A 23,087-nucleotide genomic window follows, 5' to 3' on the forward strand; every position below is an offset into this window, starting at 1 on the left:
CCGGCGGGATCGGTCAGGGGGTGTCGACGAGACGGAACCCCGACCCGATCCCGTCGCGCGCGTCGATCTCGGCGAGGATCCGGTCGGCCCGCTGGTAGGCGGCGAATCTCGTATCGGGAACCTGCCGGTCGCCGGAGACCCGGGTCGGCGGGAACCGGTATCCCACGGACAGTCCCAGCCACTCACCCGTCTCGGCACGTACGAGCGGACCCCCGGAGTCGCCCGGTCGCATGAGCAACGGCGACGACATCAGGTTCTCGTCCACCCGCACCTCGCCGGTCGCGCAGGCCACCGACGTGCTTCGCCCTGCCGCGCAGTGTGTCCCGACCGGCAGCTCGCCCTCGTCGAACGCCGCCACCGACTCGAGCACCACACGTTCTCCGCGGTCGTTCGGCGCCGACGTGTTCGACCCCCGTACGCGGGTCTCGTCGAGGACGACCACCGCGTAGTCGGCGATCTCGTCGGTGGGGAATCCGAGCGGATCGATCGAACCCGTACTCGCGACATCCGTTTCGGCACCGATGGCACCTCGATGCTGTTCGTCGACCTTCCAGATCGGCGACGATCCCGTTCGATAGCAGTGCCCCGCCGTGATGGCGACCAGACGACCCGCGTCGTCGTGCCCGACCGCCGCGACCGAACACCAGCCCGGTGTCGGCTCCGGCGAGAACGAGATCCCGTCGCCGGGCCGGAGGACGACCCGGTCGTCTCCCCCGCCCGCCGAAGCCACGCCCGACGCTCCGGAAGCGAATGCGGCAGCGGCACAACATACTGTGAATGCGCGTCTCACGACTTCTTCGCAGCCTTCATCGACTTCTTGAACTCGCGCACCTCACGCAACGACTGCTCGTCGACGACGTCGGCGATCGACCGGCGCGCGCCCTCGTGCCCGTAGTCGCCGGCAGCTTCCCGCCACCCTTCGGGCCGCACGCCGATCTGCTTGCCGAGCAGTGCCAGGAAGATGCGTGCCTTCTGGTCGCCGTAACCCGGCAGCTTCTTCAGCCTCCGCAGAACTTCCTTGCCGTCCGGGTGGCCGGACGTCCACAATGCTGCGGCGTCGCCGTCGTAGTCCTCGACGATCGCCGCGCACAGCGCCTGGATCCGCTGACCCATCGACGTGGGGAACCGGTGTACGGCCGGTTGCTGCGCACACACCGCGACGAACTCGTCGGGATCCGTCGACGCGATGCGGTGCACGTCGAGACCACCGAGACGGTCGGCGAGCTTCTTCGGTCCCGCGAACGCGACCTCCATCGGCACCTGCTGGTCGAGCAGCATGCCGATGAGAAGGGCCAGCGGATCCTCGGCCAGCAGTGCGTCGGCGTCGGGATCTCCGACCAGGTTCAGCGTCGATGACATGACGACGATCATGCCCTGCGCGTCAGGGCCGGCGCCACACGACCACCGCGATCACGATGCCCAGGGTGAGGGCGATCGATGTGGTCAGCGCATGCAACCAGTGCGGGAAGAGAGTCGGTTGCGACGTTGCCGGAACGGCGGCCAGCGCAGCGAACAACGCCACGACGGCGATGACCGACGCGGCCGCGGACCACCCCTGGGCGAGGCGGGTGTGCCTCGCCCCGCGCAGCTCCGCACTGTGCAGCAACGCGTGCTCGACGACTTCCACGATCTCGGACAGCTCCGCGTCGAGTTCCGCCATCTCGGCGGCGACCCGGCCGGCCATGAGGGCGCGCAGCTGGGTGGGGTGCGTCCACGAGTGGAACCGGTCGTCGTGGAGCGATTCCTTGCGCAGGAGAAGGCGGTCCATCCGGCGGGCCTGCATGATCGCGATGTCGTCGAGAACGGTGGCCAGCCGATCCCCGCGGAGCCCGTCGGGGTGGCGCAGACGGTCCATGATCGTCCAGTAATCGGCCGAGGCCCGCGCTCGCACCGCCACCCACGGGATGAGCCCGTAGATCATCTCGCGAGTGCCGTGCCCGACATAGTCGCTGCCGAGAGAGGTGGCCTCGAGGTCGAACAGCACCGCACCGGAATCCTCCCGCACCGCGAGGGCGGCGCCCGGCTGAACGGGCCGGTCCACCAGCGGCACGCGGTCCCATCCCCACAGCACACCCCAGGACCGTGCCGCGGCGCGGGCCTCCGGACCGATACGCGGTCCGTCGACGAGAGAACGGACGCGCTCGCCACCGCTGGAGAGCACTTCCACGACCATCCCCTCGACGACCTCCCGATCACCTACTCCCCGGTGGCGGTGGACGACGAGTTCGTGGAGGGGACGGAACGTCGTCGGCGCGCACAACCGCCTGTTCAGACCCGGGAACACATCGTTCAGGCAATCGTCGGCCGTCAGCTCGAAGGGTGCGAGGAACTCGCCGAGCACGGGACGCAGACCGGCTCCGTCGCGGTCCTGCAGCGGGTCGCTCCGCCAGTCGATCAGCGGGGAGCCGTTGTCCGTCAGCGATTCCAGCGCCAGCACGAGGCCGTGACCCGGAACGTCCCACAGCGACACGCACGTCGCGGGGTGACCCACATACGGCCGGGTCGCATCCGGGGCCTCCCGCAGCGAACCCGTCGACGCGCCGAACGAGACGACCGGCCGTGCCGGGTCGACGATGTGCCGGAAGGCGAGCAGGCACGGCGGACGCACACCGTGGTCGGTATCGGGGTGATCGGCGATGCGTGCGGGAAGGAAGGGCTCCATCTTCTCGACGGGCGGAACTCGCGGCGGCGTCTCGGGCGCCGCCTCGATGTCGAGCGCCAGGAGGAACACCTTCAGTACGCCGACACACCCCGTGACAGATCCGACGGCCGATACGCCGACTCCGGAATCCACGAGCGCGCGGTTTTCCATCACACTCACCACTTCCGAACCCGCCGCACGGTATGCGGCGACCCTGACCCGCGAGTATGTCAGGTCGGGAGGGGAAAGCAAGTCGGTGTGACGCCGGGTCCCGAAAACGCTCCGAACAGGGTGGTTCGGGGTTGTCCACCGCCCATCCACGTGTTGTCCACAACTTTATCCACAGGCTGGGAACAAACTCACAGACTCTGCAGCCGGGGAGGTACGCAACACAGAAAAGAGGCTCGCAACACCGGCAGTCACTGCTGGTGTTGCGAGCCTCGTCCTCGCGTTGCGGGCCTGTCGGCGCACTACTTACCGGCGAGCGCCTTCTCTGCTGCGGCGAGCAGCACGCAGGTCGCGACACCGTCCATGGCCTTCTCCAGCTCACCGAGCGAAGGGAAGCTCGGCGCGAGACGGATGTTCTTGTTCTCGGGGTCCTTCTTGTACGGGAACGCCGAGCCGGCACCCGTCAGCGCGATCCCCGCTTCCTTCGCCAGGGCGATGACACGGGCTGCCGTGCCCTCGACGACGTCGAGGCTGATGAAGTATCCACCCTCGGGCTCGGTCCACGACGCGACCTTCGACGCACCCAGGCGTTCCTCCAGGACGCGGCGGACCAGCGCGAACTTCGGCGCGAGGATCTCGCGGTGCTTCGCCATGTGTGCGCGCACACCCTCGGCGTCGCGGAAGAAGCGCAGGTGGCGCAGCTGGTTGACCTTGTCGGGGCCGATGGACTTGATGCCCAGGTACTTCTGGTACCAGGCGAGGTTCTCGGTGGAGCTGCCGAAGAAACTCACGCCTGCGCCGGCGAAGGTGATCTTCGAGGTGGACGCCAGCGCGAACACGCGATTGGGGTGACCGGCCTGCGCGGCCAGGCCGAGGATGTCGATCGCGGGCGCGAGGTGCTCGGTGAGCGGATGCACCGCGTAGGCGTTGTCCCAGAAGATCCGGAAGTCGGGAGCGGCCGCCGGCATCGACACCAGCTCGCGGGCGACCTCCTCGGAGTACACCGCTCCGGTCGGATTCGAGTAGGTGGGCACCGTCCACATGCCCTTGATCTGTGGATCGTTCGCGACGAGATCGGCGACGAACCGCACGTCGGGGCCGTCCTCGCGCAGCGGCACGGGGATCATCTCGATGCCGAGCGACTCGGTGATCGCGAAGTGCCGGTCGTAGCCGGGTGCCGGGCACAGGAACTTGACGACCGACTCCTGCGACCACGGGCGCGGCGAGTCGACCGTGCCGTGCAGCAACGACCAGACGACGAGATCGTGCATGATCTCGAGGCTCGCGTTGTTGCCCGCGATGAGGTTCTCGGCGGGGATGTTCAGCAACTCGGCGAAGATCGCGCGGAGCTCGGGCAGGCCCGTCAGACCACCGTAGTTACGGGTGTCGGTGCCGTTACCGTCGCGGAAATCGTCGGCACCCGGCAGCGACAGCAACCTTGCGGAGAGGTCGAGCTGCTCGGGCGAGGGCTTGCCGCGGGTCAGGTCCAGCGTCAGCTTCTCCGACTTCAACCGTTCGTAGTTGGCGGACTGGCGCTCGTGCTCTGCAACGAGTTCCTCATGGCTCATCAACCCGAACTGGGTCTGCGTAGGCATGCGGAGGGACCTTTCACCGTGCACGGCGACACGGGCATCGGCGGAAATTAAGAGGACCCCGCGCACCCGGCAGAGCCCGTTGACCCTTGCTGCCTTCCGGCCCTGGGGGAGTTCACAGGATGCGCGCCGCGCGGGATCCATCGGCAAGTGTAGAGGAACGTGTGCCCCCGCGGCGAACCAGCCCCCGCAGAGCCCTCGGATTCCGGGTGCGACGTGCCCGTTTGGCAACTTGGGGTCACCATTCGGTATGCTTCCCCACGGAGGATTCGCCTAGTGGCCTATGGCGCTCGCCTGGAACGCGGGTTGGGTTAACGCCCTCAGGGGTTCAAATCCCCTATCCTCCGCCACGGAACCCCGTGGGACGCACAGCGTCCCACGGGGTTTCTGCTTTTTCACCCCCTGTGTTCGCGTGCCCGGCCGATCTCGGGCACGATGCGTCTCGTGACCGCGGACGACAATTTCCCGCTCTCCGGCGACGCCGACCACGAGCAGGCTTCGGTCTGGGTGGAGATGTTGGACCGCGAGATCGACGAGCTGTCCACGACCATCGAGAGGACCGGGCAGAAGGCCCGTGCCGAGCATCGGGTGGGCGCCGTGGACCGGGCGCGCCGGTTCGACGCGGAGGTCGAGCGGCTGGCCGCCCAACTCCGCGATCTCCACCGCATGCGCCGCAATCTCACCGACCGCTTCAGCTGATCGGGAGATCGCGGCGGTGCGCTACTCGCAGGCGCTGCGGTGCGCTACTCGCAGGCCACGCCGTCGCCGTCGCGGTCCATCTTCGGGCGGTAGCCGGGCTGCCCCGCGTACAGCGGCGCCGCTCCCGCGGCCCGGGCAGCCGAACAGTTCTCGAAGTACACACTCGCCGGAGCGGCGGGCTGCGCAGGCGCCACCGGTGCGGGCTCTGCGGGAGCGGGTGCCGGTGCCGGAGCAGGGGCGGGTGCCGGAGCAGGGGCCGGGGCCGTCGTGGTCGTGGGCACGACGGCGGGCGCTGCGCCGGCAGGAATTCCTCCTCCGCATTCGGTGAGGACCCGTGCCATCGCATCGTGCTCGGCCTGCGTCACCCACAACCCGTAGATCGCCTTGACCTCGATCTGCCGCGCGACGTACGTGCAGCGGTAGGCGCGGTTCGGCGGCAGCCAGGTGGCGGCGTCGCCGTCGCTCTTCTGCTGGTTGGTCGGCCCGTCCACCGCCTGGAGATTGCGCGGATCGTTGGCGAAATCGGCCCGGGTGCCTGCGTCGAGTTGCTGCGCGCCCTTCTGCCACGCGTCGGACAGCGCGACGACGTGGTCGATCTGCACCGCGGTGGAGGTGTCCTGTCCGCGCGTGAACGCGATCGTCGTCCCGGTGTACACGTCGTTCAGGGTTCCCGACGCCACGACGCAGTCGCGGGTGCCGGACTTGTAGACGATGTCGACGAGGTCGCGTCGCAGGATGTCGTTGCGGGTGTCGCAGCCGTTGCGCCCGAACTCCACCGACACGTCGTCGCTCCACGCCTGACCGAACAGGTCGCGGCTGTAGCCGGTCTTGGGTGCGCGGCCCTTGATCGGCAGGGCCGCCAGCCGGGCCAGGGCATCCGACGAGGCCGCCGGGGCGGCCGGGCTCCGGTCAGCGGGGCTCGGGGCGCTCGCGGACGTGGGGCGTGTCGTGCCGGACGGCGTCGTCGTGGAGGTCTCCGAACTCGGTGCCGGGGATTGTTCGGAGGTCGCCGCCGGCGCGACGGCGGTGTCTTCGACGGTCGAGTCGCAACCGGAGAGGGTCAGACCCACGACCGTCGCGACGACGAGAAGGGACAGCCGGGACGACAAGCGGGGCAAGGACATCGGGAGAACTCCTGAGAACGACGGTGCCGGACGGCTCCGCCTTGTCCATCGCGTTCACGGCGCCCGGTCGTTACAGCACGTAAGTGTCTCGGTAACTGCTGCCGACGTCGTCCCGGTCGACACGGTTCCTACTATCGTCCTGTGGTCGGTTACGGCAGGCAGTTGCAGGGACTCGCGATCGCATTGTCCTCTCTCGCAGGGTTCATCGACGCCCTCGGTTTCATCACCCTCGGCGGTGTCTTCGTGTCGTTCATGAGCGGGAACTCCACCCGTCTCGCGGTCGGCACGGCAGACGGCACGTGGAAGACGGTGGCCCTCATCGGCGGTGTGCTCGCGCTCTTCGTGCTCGGGGTGATCCTCGGCAGCGTCGTGGCGGAATCGACCGACCGCGACCGGCGGACGCGCAAGACCGCGGTCCTCGCGACGGTGACGGTGTTGCTGACGATCGGAGCCGCCGCCGTGTTCGCAGGCTGGACACCGGTCGCCGTGATCGCGATGACGCTGGCCATGGGAACGGAGAACTCGGTGTTCCGCCGTCACGGGGAGACGACCGTCGCGCTCACCTACATGACGGGCGCGCTGGTCAAGATCGGGCAGCGGATCGCGGCGGCGTTCTTCGGTGGTCCGCGCTGGAGCTGGCTGCCCTATCTGGGTCTGTGGGGCGGCCTGGTGACGGGCGCGGTTCTCGGCGCGCTCGCCCACAGGGTGCTGGGGCTGCACGCCCTGTGGATCGCAGCGGCGTTCGCGGCCGCGTTGACGCTCTCGGTCCGTTTCCTCTCCGATCACGAGCTCACCGGCGGGGTGTGATTCCCGCCCCCCGTACGTTCGTACGGTGGAGAGCTCGGTTACGGTGCTCCCCATGCGCACGCGCCCCTACGTCACCACCAGCCCCACAAGGCTCGCCGCGGCCCTGCTCGACGTGGCCGCGCGCAACGGTCTCGACGCGGCGAGCGTGCGGGAGGTGGCCAACGAGGCAGGGGTCTCGATCGGGGCGGTGCAACACCATTTCCCGACCAAGGACGAGATGCTCGCGTACTCGTTCCGCACCCTCTCGGACCGGGTGCTGAACCGGTTGACGAACGTCGATCCCGACATCGATCCGGCGCGCACCCTGTTCTCCGCGCTGAGCCAGCTGCTCCCGCTCGACGAGGAACGCGACAGCGAGGTCCACGTGATGTCGGCGTTCGCCGTGCGGGCGGTCACCTCCCCCACGCTGAGCGCCATCCGCACCGCCACCCTGTTCACGATCCGCACGGGCATAGCGCGCGTATTGATCCGCGCGGGAACACCCGACCCGGAGACCCGGGCCGCCCTGTTGCTCTCGGCCGCGAACGGGCTCGCGCTCGACGCGGCGGCCGGCCCCGATCTGTACCCGCGGGAGTATCTGACCCACGCTCTGCACGCCCAGGTCCAGCTCGTCCTCGACGGCGCCGACGCGCACTGACCCGCGCCCCGGAATCCGGGACGCGGGTCGGGAATACGGTCGCGCAGCGGGTCGGTAATCGACCGACCGCCCCGCGGTCAGTGATCGACCGACCGCCCCGCGGTCAGTGGGCCGACCAGCCGCCGTCCATCGTGTACGACGCGCCGGTGACCATCCCGGCCTCGTCGGAGACCAGCCACGACACGAGCGAGGCCACCTCCTCCGGCTCGACCAGCCGGGGCACCGCCTGATCGGTGAGCAGCACCTCGGAGAGCACGCGATCCTCCGGAATGTCGTGTGCACGGGCCTGTTCCGAGATCTGCTTCTCCACCAGCGGGGTACGGACGTAACCCGGATTGACGCAGTTGCTCGTCACACCGCGGGGACCGCCCTCGAGCGCGACGACCTTGGAGAACCCTTCGAGGCCGTGTTTGGCGGTGACGTACCCGGCCTTGAAGGCCGAGGCACGCAGCCCGTGGACCGATGAGATGTTCACGATCCGGCCGAAGCCCCGCTCGTACATGCCGGGCAGCGCGGCCTTCACGAGCAGGAAGGGCGCCTCGACCATGAGCGTCTGGATGCGGCGGAAGTCGGTGAGGGCGAAGTCCTCCACCGGCCGAACGACCTGGATGCCGGCGTTGTTGACGAGGATGTCGACGTCGAGGCGGAGACCGTCGAGGCCGTCGGTGTCGAGCAGGTCGACGCCCCACGCCTCTCCCCCGATCTCGTGGGCGAGCGTCTTCGCGGCGACCTCGTCGACGTCGGCGACGGTCACTCGGACTCCCCGACCGGCGAGGGCTCGGGCGCAGGCCGCCCCGATCCCGCCGGCACCGCCGGTCACGAGTGCGGTGCGGGCCCTCATGCGGAGACCCCGGCGTTCTCGGCGGCCTTCTCCTGGGCCACCGTCTCCGCGTCCGCGGCGTCGATGTCGCGCAGCGAGATGCCCTTCGTCTCACGTGCCACGATCACCGCGACGATCGTGATCAGCGACGAGCCGAGCAGGTAGAAGGAGATCGGGACCGACGAGTCGAAGCGGCTGAGGAGGCTCGCGGCGATGATCGGGGCGAGCGACCCGGCGACGATCGAGGTGACCTGGTAGCCGAGCGAGACACCCGAGTAGCGCATGCGGGTCGGGAACATCTCCGCCATGATCGCGGGCTGCCCCGCATACATGAACGAGTGGAAGACGAGTCCGATGACGATCGCCGAGACGATCCATGCGCTGTTGCCGGTGTCCATCATCGGGAAGGCGAGGAAGCCCCAGGCACCGGCGGTGACGGCACCGATCATGTAGACGGGGCGTCGCCCCAGCGTGTCCGACAGGCGTCCGACCACCGGGATGACCACGAAGTGCACGGCGTGGGCGGCGAGCATCCACCACAGGATGTGGCTGGTGTCGGCACCGACGACGACCTTCAGGTAGGTGATCGAGAAGGTGACGACGAGGTAGTACATGACGTTCTCGGCGAACCGCAGGCCCATGGCCGTGAAGACGCCACGCGGGTAACGCTGGAGCACCTCGAAGACGTTGAACGAGGTCTCCTTCAGCTGCTCGGCCTCCTGCTGCGCCTCGAGAAAGATCGGGGCGTCGGTGACCTTGGTGCGGATGTAGTAACCGATCAGGACGATGACGGCGGAGAGCCAGAACGCGACGCGCCAGCCCCACGACAGGAAGGCCGACTCGGGCAGCGTCGTGGTGAGGACGAGCAGGACGATCGTCGCGAGGAGGTTGCCCATCGGCACGCCGGCCTGCGGCCAGGAGGCCCAGAACCCGCGCGACCGGTCGGGGCTGTGTTCGGCGACCAGCAGCACTGCGCCGCCCCACTCACCGCCGACTGCGAAGCCCTGGATGAACCGGAGCGTCACGAGCAGCGCCGGGGCCCAGTAGCCGATGGCACCGAAGGTCGGCAGGCAGCCCATGAGGAAGGTCGCGACGCCGACCATGATGATGCTGGTCTGCAGCAGTTGCTTGCGCCCGAACCGGTCGCCGAAATGACCGAAGACGATTCCGCCGAGCGGCCGCGCGACGAAACCCACCGCATAGGTGACGAACGCCGCGATGATCGCGTCGAGTTCGTTGCCGCCGTCGGGGAAGAAGACCTTGGCGAAGACGAGGGTGGCGGCGGTTCCGTAGAGGAAGAACTCGTACCACTCGACGACGGTGCCCGCCATGGACGCACCGACGACCCTCCGCAATGCCGACTGTGAACTCTCCGGCCCATCCGTTCGTGCCTGTTCGACGCTCATTGCTGCACCCTCCCGGGACGATCTGTGACGGGGAACACTTCCACACGCATATGCCGAGTATCGATACGCACATATGCATTCACAATGACGCGATTCGCAGACACAATCTGCGAAACTGCACATATGAGCGTGCCCTCGGCCGATGACCTCCTCGTCCTGCTCGCCGTCGGGCGCAGCGGAAGGTTCACCAGCGCGGCCGACGACCTGGGCGTCAATCACACGACGATCTCCCGCCGGATCGCTGCACTGGAGCGAAGCCTCGGCGGTCGCGTGCTCACCCGGTCGGCGGCGGGCTGGGAACTGACCGATCTCGGCCGCGAGGCCCTCGACGCCGCCGAACGCATCGAAGCCGCGGTCGGGCGACTGCGGAACCCGAGCGGCGAGCGCCGACTCGAAGGCGTCGTGCGCATCTCCGCCACCGACGGTTTCAGCGCGTACATCGCAGCCCCGGCCGGCGCGCTCGTCCGGCAACGCCACCCGGGTATCTCCGTCGAGATCGTCGCCACCACCCGTCGCGCCTCGCAGCAACGATCCGGGATGGACGTCGAGGTGGTCGTGGGACGGCCACAGGTGCACCGCGCCGAAGCGCACCGTCTCGCCGACTACACCCTGGGTCTGTACGCCTCGCGCGACTATCTCGCCGCGCACGGCTCCCCGTCGTCGGTCCGCGACCTGCGCGAACACACCCTCGTGTACTTCATCGACTCGATGCTGCAGGTCGACGACCTCGACGTGGCGCGACGTATCGCCCCCGACATGCAGGATTCGATCAGCTCGACGAACGTGTTCGTGCACGTCGAGGCGACCCGTGCTGCCGGAGGCCTCGGTCTGCTGCCGTGCTTCATGGCCGACCGGCACCCCGACCTCGTCCGGATCCTGCCCGGCGAGGTCGAGGCACGTCTGGCCTACTGGCTCGTCGCACGCTCGGAGACGTTGCGCCGGCCGGAGGTCGCGGCGGCGGTTGCGGCGATCCGGGAGGTCACCCATGCCCAGCGAGCGGTGCTCCTGGGTGCCGCTCGCTAGAGTGCACGGGTGTCACTTTCGGGCGAGGACGAGGCAGGAGCGGGCCGCTTCGCCCCGAGCCCCTCGGGCGACCTGCACCTCGGCAACCTGCGTACCGCCGTCCTGGCGTGGTTGTTCGCGCGGTCGACGAACCGCCGGTTCCTGATACGCGTCGAGGATCTCGACCGGGTGCGTCCCGGTGCGGAGCAACGTCAACTCGCGGACCTCGCGGCGATCGGCCTCGACTGGGACGGCCGGGTGGTCCACCAATCCCGTCGCCTGCGTCTGTACGACGAGGCGATCGCGCGGCTCGAGCAGGCCGGCCTGACCTACGAGTGCTACTGCACCCGACGCGAGATCCTCGAGGCCACCTCCGCGCCCCACGCTCCTGCGGGCGCCTATCCGGGCACCTGCCGCGGCCTCACCGACGAGCAGCGCGCCGAACGCCGGGCCTCCGGCCGTGCCCCCGCGATCCGGTTGCGGGCGTCCGAGGAGTGGTTCACGGTCCACGACCTGCTGCACGGGGATTTCACGGGCATCGTCGACGATCTCGTCCTGCGCCGCAACGACGGAACCCCCGCCTACAACCTCGCCGTGGTGGTGGACGACGCCGACCAGGGCATCGACCAGGTGGTGCGCGGCGACGACCTGCTCACCTCCGCCCCCCGACAGGCCTGTCTCGCACACCTGCTCGGATTGCCGGAGCCCGTCTACGCGCACGTGCCGCTCGCGCTCAACGAGGAGGGCAAGCGACTGGCCAAGAGGGACGGTGCGGTGACGCTGGGCGATCAGCTCGCGCTCGGCCACACGGCCGCCGACGTGCTGGGCACGATCGCCGTGTCGCTGCGTCTTGCGGACCCCGGCGAGCCCGTGTCGCCGGAACTGTTGCTGGACCGCTGGAATCCCGTGCGACTTCCCCGTGATCCGTGGGTCTTCACGCCGGCGGGGGAAGGCATCCGACAGGACACGACGCGGACATAGCGGATGCAGATCCCGTGTGATGTACGTACTCTCTCGGAAGTGTCCGAACCCGGAGACGAGAGGCAGCGATGACCACCGGTGGTTACGACCCGAATCAGGATCCGCAGAAGCCGGGTGGTTATCCGCCGCCCGGCGGCTATCCGCCGCCGTCGGGCGGTGGCACTCCCCCGCCGGGTGGGAACTATCCGCCGCCCGGAAATTACCCGCCGCCCGGTGACTACCCGCCGCCGGGTAACTATCCCCCACCCTCGGGTGGCAACTACCCACCGCCGGGTGGGTCCTACCCGCCGCCGGGGAATTATCCGCCCCCACCGTCGGGGGGCAATTATCCGCCTCCGCCGGGCGCGTACGGCGCCGGAAACTTCGGTGGGCCGCCCACGAACCAGTTGAGTGTCGGCGACGCGATCTCCTACGGCTGGTCCAAGTTCAGCGGCAACGCGGGCGTGTGGATCATTTTCATGCTCGTCGCGTTCGTCATCCAGGGCCTGATCAGCGGCATCTTCAACGGATTCGACTTCACCGGCGACACGACCGAGTTCTCCGCCCTGAGCATCGTCGGCAGCATCGTCTCCGCGATCGTCGGTTACCTGATCCAGGCCGCTTTCGTGCGCGGGGCACTGGCCGAAACGGACGGGCAACGGCCCGCATTCGGCACGTTCCTGCAGATCGGCCCGATCGCCGCGGTCATCGTCGCGGGCCTGCTCGTGGGCATCGGCACGACGATCGGTCTCGTGCTGTGCATCATTCCGGGCCTGGTGTTCGCGTTCTTCGCGTGGTGGACGATGCAGTTCGTCATCGATCGCAACCAGGACGCGGTCACCGCGATCAAGTCGAGTGTCAACGCCGTGAAATCGAATGCGGGGACGTTGTTCCTGCTCGCACTCGCACTGTTCGGCCTCAACCTTCTCGGTGCTCTGCTGTGCCTGATCGGCCTGCTGGTCACGGTGCCGGTGTCGATCATCGCCGTCACGTACGCCTACCGGGTCACCACGGGTGGTCCCGTAGCGGCCTGACCCGGCTCGACGGCGCCCTCCCGTCGCACACCCCCCCGAGGCATCTACCGACGCGCCACGGCACGCTGTACCGTGGCGCGTTGCCATGCCGATCGCGACAAGGGAGACATTTTGACGACAGGCGGATACCCACCACCTCCGCAGGACCCCCACGTTCCGGGTGGATACCCCGGTGGCGGTTCCCCCTCGTACGGTGGCACACCGTCCGACTACACCCAGCAGTTCCCGCAGTACGGTGCGCCCCAGAACGGGGCCCCGCAATACGGCGCACCTCAGTACGGCGCACCCCAGTACGGAACACCGCAGAACGGAGCTCCTCGGTACGACGCACCCCAGTACGGCGCACCTCAGTACGGGGCGCCGGCGGGCGACCAGTTCGGTGGAGGCCCGGGATTCCCCGGCCCGAACTTCGGCACCGGCACCCCGGGGCAGCTGTTGCCGCGTTTCGGCGCCCGCATCATCGACGGCCTCATCGTCGGCATCCCCATGGGGATCCTGAGCGTGGTCATGCTCCTCGCGAGCGGCGGAAGCGGCTTCGTGAACTTCTTCATGACGGTCGTCAGCGGTGTCGTCGCCTTCGGCTACTGGACCTACATGGAGTCCACCCAGGGCGCGACCCTCGGCAAGAAGCTCCTCGGACTGTCGGTCGCCGGTCCCGCGGGCGGCAACCCCACCCTCGAGCAGGCCGCCAAGCGCAACGCCTTCGTCGCGCTGCAGATCCTCACCGGCATCCCGTTGCTCGGCTTCCTCGTCGGTCTGCTGTCGTTCGCCGCATACATCGGTATCGCGGTCACCATCGAGCAGGACGGCAACAAGCAGGGCTTCCACGACAAGTTCGCCGGCGGCACCCAGGTCCGCAAGTCCTGATCTCACGCGTGTCACGGGCCCCGTCCTCGAGCGGACGGGGCCCGTTCGTCACATTTGGGGTGTTCGCGCACGTACAGACGGTCCGCAACTTCGTGATCGGCACGTCGTGATGCTTGGATGTCCGGGTGACCGAGCACGGACCGAACACCTCCCCCGCCCTCTTCGACCACGCCGCCTTCGCACGCGTGAGCCGCAGCCCGTACACGGGAATCGTCGTGCTGTTCACCGCGGTGCTGATGATCTCCAACATCTCCGCGACGAAGGGCATCGCCTTCTTCACCGACTCCGAACTCGGGTTCGGTCCGCTGCAGATCCTGCCGATCATCACCGACGGCGGATTCTTCCTGTTCCCCCTCGCCTACATCCTCGGCGACGTACTCAGCGAGGTGTACGGCTTCGCAGCCACCCGCCGCGCGGTGTTCTACGGATTCGGGGCGGTCGCGCTGTCCGCGCTGTGCTTCTGGCTCACGCAGCAGCTTCCGCCCGCCGACTTCTATACCGGGCAGGAATCCTTCGAGAACGTGCTCGGGGTGGTGCCCCGGATGTTGATCGCCGGACTCGCCGGATACGCGGTCGGGCAGCTGCTCAACTCGTACGTCCTGGTCCTGATCAAGGAGCGCACGCGGGAGAAGTACCTGTGGGCGCGTCTGATCGGGTCGACCGTCGTCGGCGAGTTCGCCGACACCCTGATCTTCTGCTCGATCGCCGCGGGCGTCATCGGCATCACGACCTGGGGCGATTTCGTCAACTTCGTGGTCGTCGGATTCCTGTGGAAGACGCTGGTCGAGATCATCGTGCTTCCGGTGACCTACCGCGCGATCGCGTACGTCAAGAAGCGCGAACCGTCCTACGCGTGACGGGTCACGCCCGATGACTCAGGCCTCCTGACGCCGGCTCGCGTAGAACCGGCCCAGGGTCTCGGTCTTGAACTCGGCGAAGGTGCCGTTCTCGATGCTCGTCCGGATGTCGTCGACGAGCCGCACCGTGAACCGCTCGTTGTGGATCGTGCACAACGTCGAGGCGAGCATCTCCTTCGCCTTGAACAGGTGGTGGATGTACGCGCGCGTGTAGTTCCGGCAGGTGTAGCAGTCGCAGTTCTCGTCGATCGGCGTGAAGTCGCGCCGGTGGCGACTCGTGTTGATGTTGAACCGGCCGTCCGGGTGGTAGATCGCGGCGTTGCGCGCGACGCGCGAAGGATTGACGCAGTCGAAGGTGTCGACACCGTGCTCGACGGCGACGAACACGTCGTCGGGTTCGCTGATGCCCAGCAGGTGCCGCGGCTTGTGCTCGGGCAGTTCCTCGGTGCACCAGCGCACGATCGTGCCGAGGTTGTGCTTCTCGAGCGCACCGCCGATGCCGTAGCCGTCGAACCCGCGGCCGGTCTCACCGACGATGGATTCGAGGCCCCGGCAGGCCTGTCGGCGCAGGTCCTCGTACTGCGCGCCCTGCACGACCCCGAACAACGCCTGATAGGGACGGTGGGCACGATCGGCGGTGAGCTTCTCGTGCTCGGCGATGCACCGCACCGCCCACGCCTGGGTGCGTTCGAGCGAGCGTTCCTGATAGCCGCGCGTGTTCATCAGTGTCGTGAGTTCGTCGAAGGCGAACATGATGTCGGCACCGAGTTCGTGCTGGATACGCATCGACACCTCGGGGGTGAACCGGTGCCGCGACCCGTCGAGGTGCGATTTGAAGGTCACCCCGTCGTCGTCGACGTGCGCGAGCCGTTCCTTGCCCTTGGCGATGACTTCGTCGTTCTGGACGCCCACGGACTCCATCGCGATGACCTTCTTGAAACCGGCACCGAGCGACATGACCTGGAAACCGCCGCTGTCGGTGAAGGTCGGGCCGGGCCAGTTCATGAACTGTCCCAGCCCGCCGGCCTCGTCGACGATGTCGGAACCGGGTTGCAGATAGAGGTGGTAGGCGTTGGCGAGCAGCGCCTGGGAGCCGAGCTCGGCCATCGTCTCGGGCAGCACCGCCTTGACGGTCGCCTTCGTGCCCACCGGGACGAACGCCGGCGTCCGGATGTCCCCGTGCGGGGTGTGGATCGTGCCGGTGCGGCCGAGTCCGTTGTCGAGACGCGCTCCGACGGTGAAGAATGGATCGGACGGGGTCGGAATGCTGGGATCGGTCACTTCCGTATCCAATCATGTCGCCACACCGAGACCGCGAACACGGCGACGCCGGCCAGGGCCAGCAGCACGCCGACCGCGGCGGGAGCGGTGTAGCCGAATCCGGCGGCGATCACGACCCCGCCGATCCACGCCCCGAACGCGTTGGCGAGGTTGAACGCCGCGTGGTGGAGCGACGCCGCGAGCGTCTGGGCGTCCTCCGCGACATCCATCAACCGCACCTGCAGGGCCGGACCCACCGCGGCACATCCGACACCCAGACCGAAGACCATCACGAAGGCGGTCCAGGGGTTGTGGGCTGCGGCGACGAACAGCGCGAGCAGCACCGCGAGCGAGGTGATCGACGCGAAGACGCCGGGGATCACCCCGCGGTCGGCGACACGGCCGCCGACGGCGTTGCCGACGACCATGCCCACTCCGAAGAGCATCAGCGCGACCGGCACGAGCGATCTCGACACTCCGGCGACGTCGGTCAGCGTCGTGCTGATGTAGGTGTACACGGCGAACACGCCACCGAAGCCGATGACGGCCACCGCGAGGGTGAGCCAGACGGTGCTGCTCTTCAGCGCCCCGAGTTCGACCCGCACGCTGGTCGTCGGTATCGACAGTGTCGGCACCCAGGCCGCGAGAGCGACGACGGTGGCCACTCCGAGCACCGCCACCAGCACGAACGCCGCGCGCCAGCCCAGCGCCATGCCGAGCCACGAGGCGGCGGGCACCCCGACGACATTCGCCACCGACAGCCCCATCATCACCAGAGACACCGCCCGCGCGCGGCGACCGGGTCCGGCGAGATGCGCCGCGACCAGCGCGGCGACCCCGAAGTACGCACCGTGCGGCAGGCCGGCGACGAACCGGGAGGCGACGAGCAAGCCGTAGTTCGGGGCCAGCACCGTTGCGGCGTTACCGAGGGTGAACGCGACCATCAGCGCGACCAGCAGTGTCTTGCGCGGGACGCGTGCGGCGATCGTGGCGATCAGCGGGGCACCGACGACGACACCGGCCGCGTAGGCGGAGACGACGTGACCCGCGGTGGGTTCGGAGACCCCGATGCTCGTCGCGATCTCGGGGAGCAGCCCCATGGCGACGAACTCGGTGGTTCCGATACCGAACCCACCGAGGGCGAGCGCCCACATCACCAGCGTGCGCGCAGGATGTCCGGAGTCGGCGTGGGCAGGATCGTCGATGGGGCGGCCGGAAGCCGTGGTGGTCATCGGTGAGGAAACCTTCGATCGTCGATGGCCCCGGAGCCGGACGTCGTGCGGCCCGGGACGAGGGCGCCCTCGGGGAGCGGCGCATGGGCAGCTTCCATTCTGGGGCAGTCCGGCCACTCACTTCTTCCCACGACGACGTGAGTTGCGCCATCTCGGGATCGTCAGGTGAGGAAGGTCGTATCCGCCCGTTCGGCTCTGCGCGCCTCGAGCCTCCTCGCGACGAACTTGCCGGCCTCGTCCACCCACAGCACCGTCGAGCCGACGGCCACCGCGAGCAGCCATTGCTCGGAGGTGAGCGAGGTGGTGTCCATGAATCCCTGCAGGGCGCCGAGCTGCACCACGCAGATCTGGAGAACGACGACGGCGACGATCGCGATCCAGATGGTGTGGTTGGTGAACGTCTGCGCCGAGAACACCGATCCGAGATCCGAGCGCACGTTGAACAGGTTGAAGATCTGGTAGAAGACGAACGTGGTGAACGCCAGGGTGGTCGCGAACAGCGGGTCGGATGCGCTGTCGGGGAACAGTTCCGGGCCGAAATGCAGAACCGCGACGGTGCCGGCCGTCATGACGATGCCGAGCCCGAGGATGCGCTGCACCCGGGAGCGTTCGAGCAGGGCCTCGTGGGCGGGGCGCGGGCGTCGCCTCATCGCGTCCGGGGCGGTCGGATCGACACCGAGCGCGAGGGCCGGCGGTCCGTCCATGATGATGTTCACCCACAGGATCTGCAACGCACTGAAGGGTGCCCCGCCCGCGAGGCCGAGTACACCGGCCGTCAGGAAGATCAGGACGAAGCCCCACGCCGTGGTGAGCTGGAACTTCACGAATTTGATGATGTTGTCGTAGATTCCGCGTCCTTCGGCGACCGCGGCGACGATGGTCGCGAAGTTGTCGTCGGTGAGGATCATGTCCGCGGCGCCCTTGGAGACGTCGGTGCCGGTGATGCCCATCGCGACACCGATGTCCGACTGTTCGAGCGCCGGAGCGTCGTTGACGCCGTCGCCCGTCATCGCGACGATTTGCCCGTCGGCCTGCAGCGCTTCGACGAACCTGATCTTGTGTTCGGGCGCCACGCGGGCGAGGACACCGAATTCCTGTGCTCTCTGGCGCAGTTCGTCATCGGTGAGTGTGTCGAGGTCGGCGCCGGAGGCCGCCGACCCGCGGATCCCGAGTTCCTCGGCGATCGCGGAGGCCGTCACCAGATGGTCACCGGTGATCATGTGCACCGCGATGCCCGCCTCGTGGGCCACGGCGATGGCATCCTCGGCCTCGGTTCGCGGCGGATCGACGATGCCGACGACCGCGTGGACGGTCAGGCCGGACACCTTCTCCTGCAGGGCATCCGTGTCACCACGCGGGACGGCATCGAGATTGCGACCTGCGATCATGAGGGTGCGCAGGCCTTCCGACGCCAGTGACTCCACAGCCCGTCGGATCCTCGCGCGACCGTCGTCGTCGAGCGGCATCGGACCGGCGGAACCGGCGATCGACACGGCCCGGTCGAGCAGCACGCCCGGGGCCCCCTTCACGAAACAGCGGTATCCGCCGCCCGGCAGGGTGTGGAAGGTGGCCATGTACTTGTAATCCGAGTCGAACGGCACCTCCGCGATGCGGTTCAGCGCGGCGCGCGCACCCTCGACGTCGATACCCCCCTTCTCGGCGAGCACCACGAGAGCGCCCTCGGTGGGATCGCCGACGAGCACTCCGTTCCTCACCGTCGCGTCGTTGCACAGACCCATACCGAGCAGTGCGTCCGTGAAATCCGGTGCGGGCAGGCCGTCGCCGACGAGGATCTTGCCGTCGGTTCCGTAACCGGTGCCGGTGACACGGAAAGCGCGACCGGCGACGAGCAGACGCTGCACCGTCATCTCATTGAGCGTGAGGGTGCCGGTCTTGTCGGTGCAAATGTGGGTGGTGCTGCCCAGCGTCTCGACCGCGGCGAGCCGTTTGACGATGGCACCGCGGGCGGCGAGGCGTGAGGCACCCATCGCGAGGGTGAATGCGACCACGGCCGTGAGCCCTTCGGGAATCGTCGCGACCGCGAGCGACACGGCGGTGACGAGGAGATCCGACCACGACTGTCCCCGCAGCAGACCGAGGACGAACACCAGCGCCACCGTCACGATCGCAATGATCGTCAGGGTCTGGGCGAGCTGACCGATGCGTCGTTGCAGTGGTGTCTGTTCGGTGCCGGCCGACCCGAGAAGGGTTGCGATGGCGCCCATCTCGGTACGCATACCCGTTCCGATGACGATCATCGCAGCGCGTCCCCGCGTGACCTCGGTGTTCATGAACAGCATGTCGGTGCGGTCGCCGAGCGGCGCATCGGGATCGTCGACGACATCGACCTGCTTGTCGACCGGCTGGGATTCGCCGGTGAGCGCGGCCTCGGCGACCTGCAACCGGACGGCGGTGACGAGACGGCCGTCGGCCGGGACGGTGTCGCCGGCCTCGAGGAGCACCACGTCGCCGGGGACGAGTTCGGCGCGGGGCACCTCCGTCCCGCGACCGTCGCGCAGCACCCGGCTGGTGGACACCGACATCTTCTTCAGCGCCGCGAGACTGCTCTCGGCCCGCGATTCCTGCACATAGTTCAGCACGGTGTTGAGCGCGATCACCGCGAAGATGACGACGGAGGTCTCCCATTCACGGGAGACAGTGGCGCTGACCACCGCCGCCACAACCAGTACCAGCGTCATCTTGTCGGCGAGCAGCGACAGCACCCGCCGCCAGGTCGGAACCCGTTTCGCCTCGTCGAGCAGATTCGGGCCGTGCTCGTCGCGGCGCCGCTCGACCTCCTCCGCGTTCAATCCGCGTTGCGGGTCGACCGCGAACGCCTCGGCCACGTCGGCCGCGTCGCGGGTGTGCCAACTCGAGGTGGTCGCGGGAGCCTGTGCGGGCATCGGCACTCCTCATTCGGGGCTGCTCTCGGCGGATCGGGCGAACGCGGTCCTGACGGCCGGTTTCACCGTAACCGCCGGAGCGTTCCACTGCGCCGGAAGCCGGTTCGTGATGTGCTGGATACGGCAGCGGAACCGGAGGAGTGAACGCGATGAGCGACAACCCGAACACCGACGATCCCGTCGTCCCGCTCGACGAGGACCAGTGCTGGGACCTGCTCGCGACGGGCAAGGTGGGTCGGCTCGTCACCGTCGTGGACGGGCGGCCGGAGATCTATCCCGTCAACTACGTCGTCGACGAGCGCACGGTGTACTTCCGCAGCGGTGAGGGCAGCAAGCTGTCCGAACTGGCGGTGTACTCGCAGGTCGCGTTCGAGGTCGACGAGATCCACGAGGACTCGGCGTGGAGCGTGGTGCTGCACGGACACGCCCGGGTCCTGCGCAGTTTCGAGGATGCGGCGAGGATCGACGCCCTCGGACTGACCCCGTGGGTTCCCACCCCGAAGTACGACTACGTCGCGTTGAAGGCCACCGATCTCACCGGGATGCGGCTCACGCTCGTCCAGCGCTGAGCAGTGGCACCCTCTGTGCAGCAGCACCGACTGCTGATGCGGTTCATGCTGCTCTCGGTGGCGACCGCGCTCGCGACGATGCTGCTGAAGGCGTCGGCGGCATGGATCACGGGATCGGTGGGTCTGCTGTCGGACGCGCTCGAATCCGGGGTCAACCTCGTGGCGGCGCTCGTCGGCCTCGCGGCGCTGCGCCTCGCCGCGAAACCCGCCGACGAGAACCACGACTTCGGGCACGGAAAAGCCGAATACTTTTCCGCCGCGGTGGAGGGCACCATGGTCTTCGCTGCCGCGACAGCGATTCTGTGGACGTCGGTGGAGCGCCTGATCTCACCGCAGGCTGTGACCGAGGTCGGCATCGGCCTCGTCCTGTCGGCCGCATCCTCGGCGCTCAATCTCGTGGTGGGTCTGCTGCTGATCCGACAGGGACGCGCACACCGGTCGATCACGCTGGTCGCGGACGGAAAGCACCTGCTGACGGACGTGTGGACCTCGGCGGGCGTGCTCGTCGGCGTCGCGCTCGTCGCACTGTCGGGCTGGGACGTGCTCGACCCGATCGTGGCGATCCTCGTCGCGTTGAACATCCTGCGGATCGGATTCGGGCTGGTGCGACAGGCCGTTGTGGGCATGCTCGACGCGGTCCTGCCGGCGGAGGATGTGACGGCGGTCAACGCCGTCCTCGACCGCTACCGCGAACCGGGACAGGTGACGATCCTGCCCCCGCGGACCCGCGAATCGGGACGCCAGCGCTTCGTCTACCTCACGGTGCGGGTGCCGGGCGAATGGACGGTGCGGGCCGGGCACGACCTGCTCGACCGCATCGAGGCGGACCTCGCCGAAGCGCTGCCCGGCGTCGTCGTGTTCAGCCATCTCGAACCCACCCGGGCACCGGCCGAGTCCGGGCGGCCGGGCGGGATCACGCGGACGTGATCAAGCCCGCGCCGAGACCGAGCATGAGTACCGCCACGCCGCCGTCGAGGATGCGCCACGAGGCAGGCTTGGCGAACCAGGCGCGCAGATAACGGGCACCGTAGCCGAGGGCGGCGAACCACACGACGCTTGCGGTGATCGCCCCGGCACCGAACCACCAGCGTCCGGGATTGCCGTAGTGGTTGGCCACCGATCCGAGCATGAGCACGGTGTCGAGATAGGTGTGGGGATTGAGCCAGGTCAGCGCTAGGCAGGTCAGCAGGGCCGCGCCGATGGTCACGGCGCCGCCCGGAGCGGCGGACAACGCGGACGGCTTCAGCGCACGACGTGCCGCGAAGAGTCCGTAGCAGATGAGGAAAGCGGCACCTCCCCAACGGATCACGTCGATCGCGCTGGGTGCGCGGTCGAGGATCGTCGCGATCCCGGCGATGCCCGCGGTGATGAGCAGCGCGTCGGATATCGCGCACACCGCGATCACAGGCAGTACATGTCGTCGCGCGATGGCCATGCGCAGGACGAAGGCGTTCTGCGCGCCGATGGCGACGATGAGGGACAGACCTGTGACGAATCCGGCGGCGACGAGTGACATGGCATCGACGCTAGGAACCCTGCCGAGATAAGAACAATTGATTTTGCTGTAGCTACATTAGAGTTCCTTCATATGGATCTCGACTTCGCTCAACTTCGCACTTTTGCAGCGGTATTGGACGAGGGCACCTTCGACGGTGCGGCGGCTGTTCTTCGCGTCACACCCTCCGCGGTGAGTCAGCGCATCAAGTCGCTGGAGCAACACGTCGGTCGGGTGCTGCTGCGGCGGACCCGCCCGGTGACCGCGACCTCGGCCGGTGAGGTGGTGATGCGGCTCGCCCGGCAGGTCGCCCGACTCGAACAGGATGCTTCCGAAGAACTCGGATTCGGAGCCGACGCCGGGAACTACGCCACGATCCCCCTCGTCGTCAATGCCGATTCCATGTCCACCTGGCTGCTTCGGGCTCTGGCCCGGATGCCCGTGCGATATCGCGCCCTCTTCGAACTGCACCGGGAGGACGAGTTCCATTCGACGAATCTCCTGCGCGACGGCACCGCCATGGCCGCGGTCACCTCCGTCCCCGAACCCGTGCAGGGATGCACGTCCGAGAAGCTCGGCGCCATGCGTTATCACGCGATGGCCAGCGTCGACTTCGCCGACCGCTGGTTTTCCGGAGGCATGACCCCCGCCGCGCTGCGCGAGGCCCCGATGCTCGCCTTCGACCGCAAGGACGACATGCAGGATCGGTTCGTCCGCACACGGACCCGCCGGAAGACGGACCCTCCCCGCACCTACGTTCCGGGCGCCCTCGAATTCGTCGACGCGGCGCGGCTGGGTCTGGGCTGGGCCATGCTTCCCGATGCGATGGTCACCGGCACGACCGATCTCGTGAGCCTGGCACCGGACGACCCGATCGACGTGCCGCTGTACTGGCAGCGGTGGCGGTTGGACTCACCGGTGCTCGACGCACTGACCGATACGGTGCGGCGCACCGCACTCGAAGTGCTGCACTGAAATTCGGCAGACGCGGTTCCGGTCGCGCGGCCGTCCACG

Annotated in this window: 22 protein-coding genes, 1 tRNA gene and 1 other RNA gene; 12 read left to right on the forward strand and 12 right to left on the reverse strand. The window is 68.2% G+C overall.

The features are described 5' to 3' along the window. Nucleotides 1–13: 13 nt before the first annotated feature. The 5 genes from EQ874_RS19150 to ffs form a co-directional block, all read right to left on the reverse strand. A complete protein-coding gene (locus EQ874_RS19150; RefSeq protein WP_242496816.1) occupies nucleotides 14–730 on the reverse strand; it encodes a trypsin-like peptidase domain-containing protein in 717 nt (238 codons plus the stop codon). Between the two features lie 56 nt (nucleotides 731–786). Then, on the reverse strand, nucleotides 787–1,359 hold the full coding sequence (locus EQ874_RS19155) for an HhH-GPD-type base excision DNA repair protein (protein ID WP_129977771.1): 573 nt from the start codon (nucleotides 1,357–1,359) through the stop codon (nucleotides 787–789). A 22-nt stretch (nucleotides 1,360–1,381) separates the two neighbouring features. Further along, the gene (locus EQ874_RS19160) at nucleotides 1,382–2,731 is read right to left on the reverse strand and encodes a hypothetical protein (RefSeq protein ID WP_242496817.1); all 1,350 of its coding nucleotides are present in this window, start codon (nucleotides 2,729–2,731) and stop codon (nucleotides 1,382–1,384) included. A 380-nt stretch (nucleotides 2,732–3,111) separates the two neighbouring features. After that, nucleotides 3,112–4,404, reverse strand: a complete 1,293-nt coding sequence (locus EQ874_RS19165) for an aminotransferase class I/II-fold pyridoxal phosphate-dependent enzyme (RefSeq protein WP_129977772.1) — start codon at nucleotides 4,402–4,404, stop codon at nucleotides 3,112–3,114. Nucleotides 4,405–4,451: 47 nt separating this feature from the next. Further along, nucleotides 4,452–4,546: signal recognition particle sRNA small type (gene ffs / locus EQ874_RS19170), an RNA gene on the reverse strand. A 117-nt stretch (nucleotides 4,547–4,663) separates the two neighbouring features. Between ffs and EQ874_RS19175 the strand changes: the two genes are divergently transcribed. Together EQ874_RS19175 and EQ874_RS19180 are read left to right on the forward strand one after the other, a co-directional pair. After that, nucleotides 4,664–4,751 (forward strand) — tRNA-Ser (locus tag EQ874_RS19175). Nucleotides 4,752–4,836: 85 nt separating this feature from the next. Continuing rightward, nucleotides 4,837–5,100 carry a hypothetical protein gene (locus EQ874_RS19180; protein WP_016932882.1) on the forward strand — a complete coding sequence of 88 codons (264 nt, stop codon included), beginning with the start codon at nucleotides 4,837–4,839 and terminating at the stop codon, nucleotides 5,098–5,100. Between the two features lie 44 nt (nucleotides 5,101–5,144). Here the strand turns inward: EQ874_RS19180 and EQ874_RS19185 are convergent, their stop codons facing one another. Beyond that, the gene (locus EQ874_RS19185) at nucleotides 5,145–6,224 is read right to left on the reverse strand and encodes a DUF1524 domain-containing protein (RefSeq protein ID WP_129977773.1); all 1,080 of its coding nucleotides are present in this window, start codon (nucleotides 6,222–6,224) and stop codon (nucleotides 5,145–5,147) included. A gap of 141 nt (nucleotides 6,225–6,365) precedes the next feature. Here EQ874_RS19185 and EQ874_RS19190 point away from each other — a divergent pair, with 141 nt between their 5' ends. Together EQ874_RS19190 and EQ874_RS19195 are read left to right on the forward strand one after the other, a co-directional pair. Next, entirely contained in the window at nucleotides 6,366–7,031 is a 666-nt protein-coding gene (locus EQ874_RS19190) for a YoaK family protein (RefSeq protein ID WP_064062862.1), read from the forward strand. Between the two features lie 52 nt (nucleotides 7,032–7,083). After that, nucleotides 7,084–7,668: a TetR/AcrR family transcriptional regulator gene (locus EQ874_RS19195; RefSeq protein ID WP_129977774.1), complete on the forward strand. Its 585-nt coding sequence runs from the start codon at nucleotides 7,084–7,086 to the stop codon at nucleotides 7,666–7,668. A 103-nt stretch (nucleotides 7,669–7,771) separates the two neighbouring features. On the opposite strand, the gene EQ874_RS19200 is transcribed toward EQ874_RS19195, so the two are convergent. After that, the gene (locus EQ874_RS19200) at nucleotides 7,772–8,509 is read right to left on the reverse strand and encodes a 3-hydroxybutyrate dehydrogenase (RefSeq protein ID WP_064062864.1); all 738 of its coding nucleotides are present in this window, start codon (nucleotides 8,507–8,509) and stop codon (nucleotides 7,772–7,774) included. Further along, a complete protein-coding gene (locus EQ874_RS19205; protein ID WP_129977775.1) occupies nucleotides 8,506–9,894 on the reverse strand; it encodes an MFS transporter in 1,389 nt (462 codons plus the stop codon). The genes EQ874_RS19200 and EQ874_RS19205 overlap by 4 nt, the downstream gene beginning before the upstream one ends. Nucleotides 9,895–10,017: 123 nt before the next feature. On the opposite strand from EQ874_RS19205, the gene EQ874_RS19210 reads away from it, so the two are divergent. The 5 genes from EQ874_RS19210 to EQ874_RS19230 all read left to right on the forward strand — a co-directional run bounded on the left by EQ874_RS19210 (nucleotide 10,018) and on the right by EQ874_RS19230 (nucleotide 14,614). Further along, nucleotides 10,018–10,917 carry a LysR family transcriptional regulator gene (locus EQ874_RS19210; protein WP_129977776.1) on the forward strand — a complete coding sequence of 300 codons (900 nt, stop codon included), beginning with the start codon at nucleotides 10,018–10,020 and terminating at the stop codon, nucleotides 10,915–10,917. Nucleotides 10,918–10,926: 9 nt separating this feature from the next. Then, nucleotides 10,927–11,877: a tRNA glutamyl-Q(34) synthetase GluQRS gene (gene gluQRS, locus EQ874_RS19215; protein ID WP_129977777.1), complete on the forward strand. Its 951-nt coding sequence runs from the start codon at nucleotides 10,927–10,929 to the stop codon at nucleotides 11,875–11,877. 68 nt (nucleotides 11,878–11,945) lie between these two features. Further along, entirely contained in the window at nucleotides 11,946–12,890 is a 945-nt protein-coding gene (locus tag EQ874_RS19220; protein WP_064062868.1) for a hypothetical protein, read from the forward strand. A 111-nt stretch (nucleotides 12,891–13,001) separates the two neighbouring features. Continuing rightward, complete coding sequence (locus EQ874_RS19225) at nucleotides 13,002–13,757, forward strand: RDD family protein (protein ID WP_064062909.1); 756 nt, start codon at nucleotides 13,002–13,004, stop codon at nucleotides 13,755–13,757. A 125-nt stretch (nucleotides 13,758–13,882) separates the two neighbouring features. After that, on the forward strand, nucleotides 13,883–14,614 hold the full coding sequence (locus EQ874_RS19230) for a queuosine precursor transporter (RefSeq protein WP_129977778.1): 732 nt from the start codon (nucleotides 13,883–13,885) through the stop codon (nucleotides 14,612–14,614). An 18-nt stretch (nucleotides 14,615–14,632) separates the two neighbouring features. Here the strand turns inward: EQ874_RS19230 and tgt are convergent, their stop codons facing one another. From tgt to EQ874_RS19245, 3 genes are all read right to left on the reverse strand, one after another. Continuing rightward, nucleotides 14,633–15,895 (reverse strand): tRNA guanosine(34) transglycosylase Tgt, encoded by a 1,263-nt coding sequence (gene tgt, locus EQ874_RS19235; RefSeq protein ID WP_016932893.1) that lies wholly within the window; start codon nucleotides 15,893–15,895, stop codon nucleotides 14,633–14,635. Next, nucleotides 15,892–17,028, reverse strand: a complete 1,137-nt coding sequence (locus EQ874_RS19240) for an MFS transporter (protein ID WP_242496823.1) — start codon at nucleotides 17,026–17,028, stop codon at nucleotides 15,892–15,894. Before EQ874_RS19240 ends, tgt begins: the two co-directional genes overlap by 4 nt. A gap of 239 nt (nucleotides 17,029–17,267) precedes the next feature. Next, entirely contained in the window at nucleotides 17,268–20,009 is a 2,742-nt protein-coding gene (locus EQ874_RS19245) for a calcium-translocating P-type ATPase, PMCA-type (RefSeq protein ID WP_129977780.1), read from the reverse strand. A gap of 149 nt (nucleotides 20,010–20,158) precedes the next feature. Here EQ874_RS19245 and EQ874_RS19250 point away from each other — a divergent pair, with 149 nt between their 5' ends. Beyond that, nucleotides 20,159–20,578, forward strand: coding sequence for a pyridoxamine 5'-phosphate oxidase family protein (locus EQ874_RS19250; RefSeq protein WP_129977781.1), 420 nt, complete (start codon nucleotides 20,159–20,161; stop codon nucleotides 20,576–20,578). 36 nt (nucleotides 20,579–20,614) lie between these two features. Beyond that, complete coding sequence (locus EQ874_RS19255; RefSeq protein ID WP_207213589.1) at nucleotides 20,615–21,505, forward strand: cation diffusion facilitator family transporter; 891 nt, start codon at nucleotides 20,615–20,617, stop codon at nucleotides 21,503–21,505. Here the strand turns inward: EQ874_RS19255 and EQ874_RS19260 are convergent. After that, a complete protein-coding gene (locus EQ874_RS19260; protein WP_129977783.1) occupies nucleotides 21,492–22,094 on the reverse strand; it encodes a LysE/ArgO family amino acid transporter in 603 nt (200 codons plus the stop codon). The genes EQ874_RS19255 and EQ874_RS19260 overlap by 14 nt on opposite strands. A 72-nt stretch (nucleotides 22,095–22,166) precedes the next feature. Between EQ874_RS19260 and EQ874_RS19265 the strand changes: the two genes are divergently transcribed. Further along, nucleotides 22,167–23,048: a LysR family transcriptional regulator ArgP gene (locus EQ874_RS19265; protein ID WP_129977784.1), complete on the forward strand. Its 882-nt coding sequence runs from the start codon at nucleotides 22,167–22,169 to the stop codon at nucleotides 23,046–23,048. Nucleotides 23,049–23,087 lie beyond the last annotated feature (39 nt).

Source organism: Rhodococcus sp. Q1, assembly GCF_004153645.1.
Taxonomy (GTDB): domain Bacteria; phylum Actinomycetota; class Actinomycetes; order Mycobacteriales; family Mycobacteriaceae; genus Rhodococcus; species Rhodococcus gordoniae.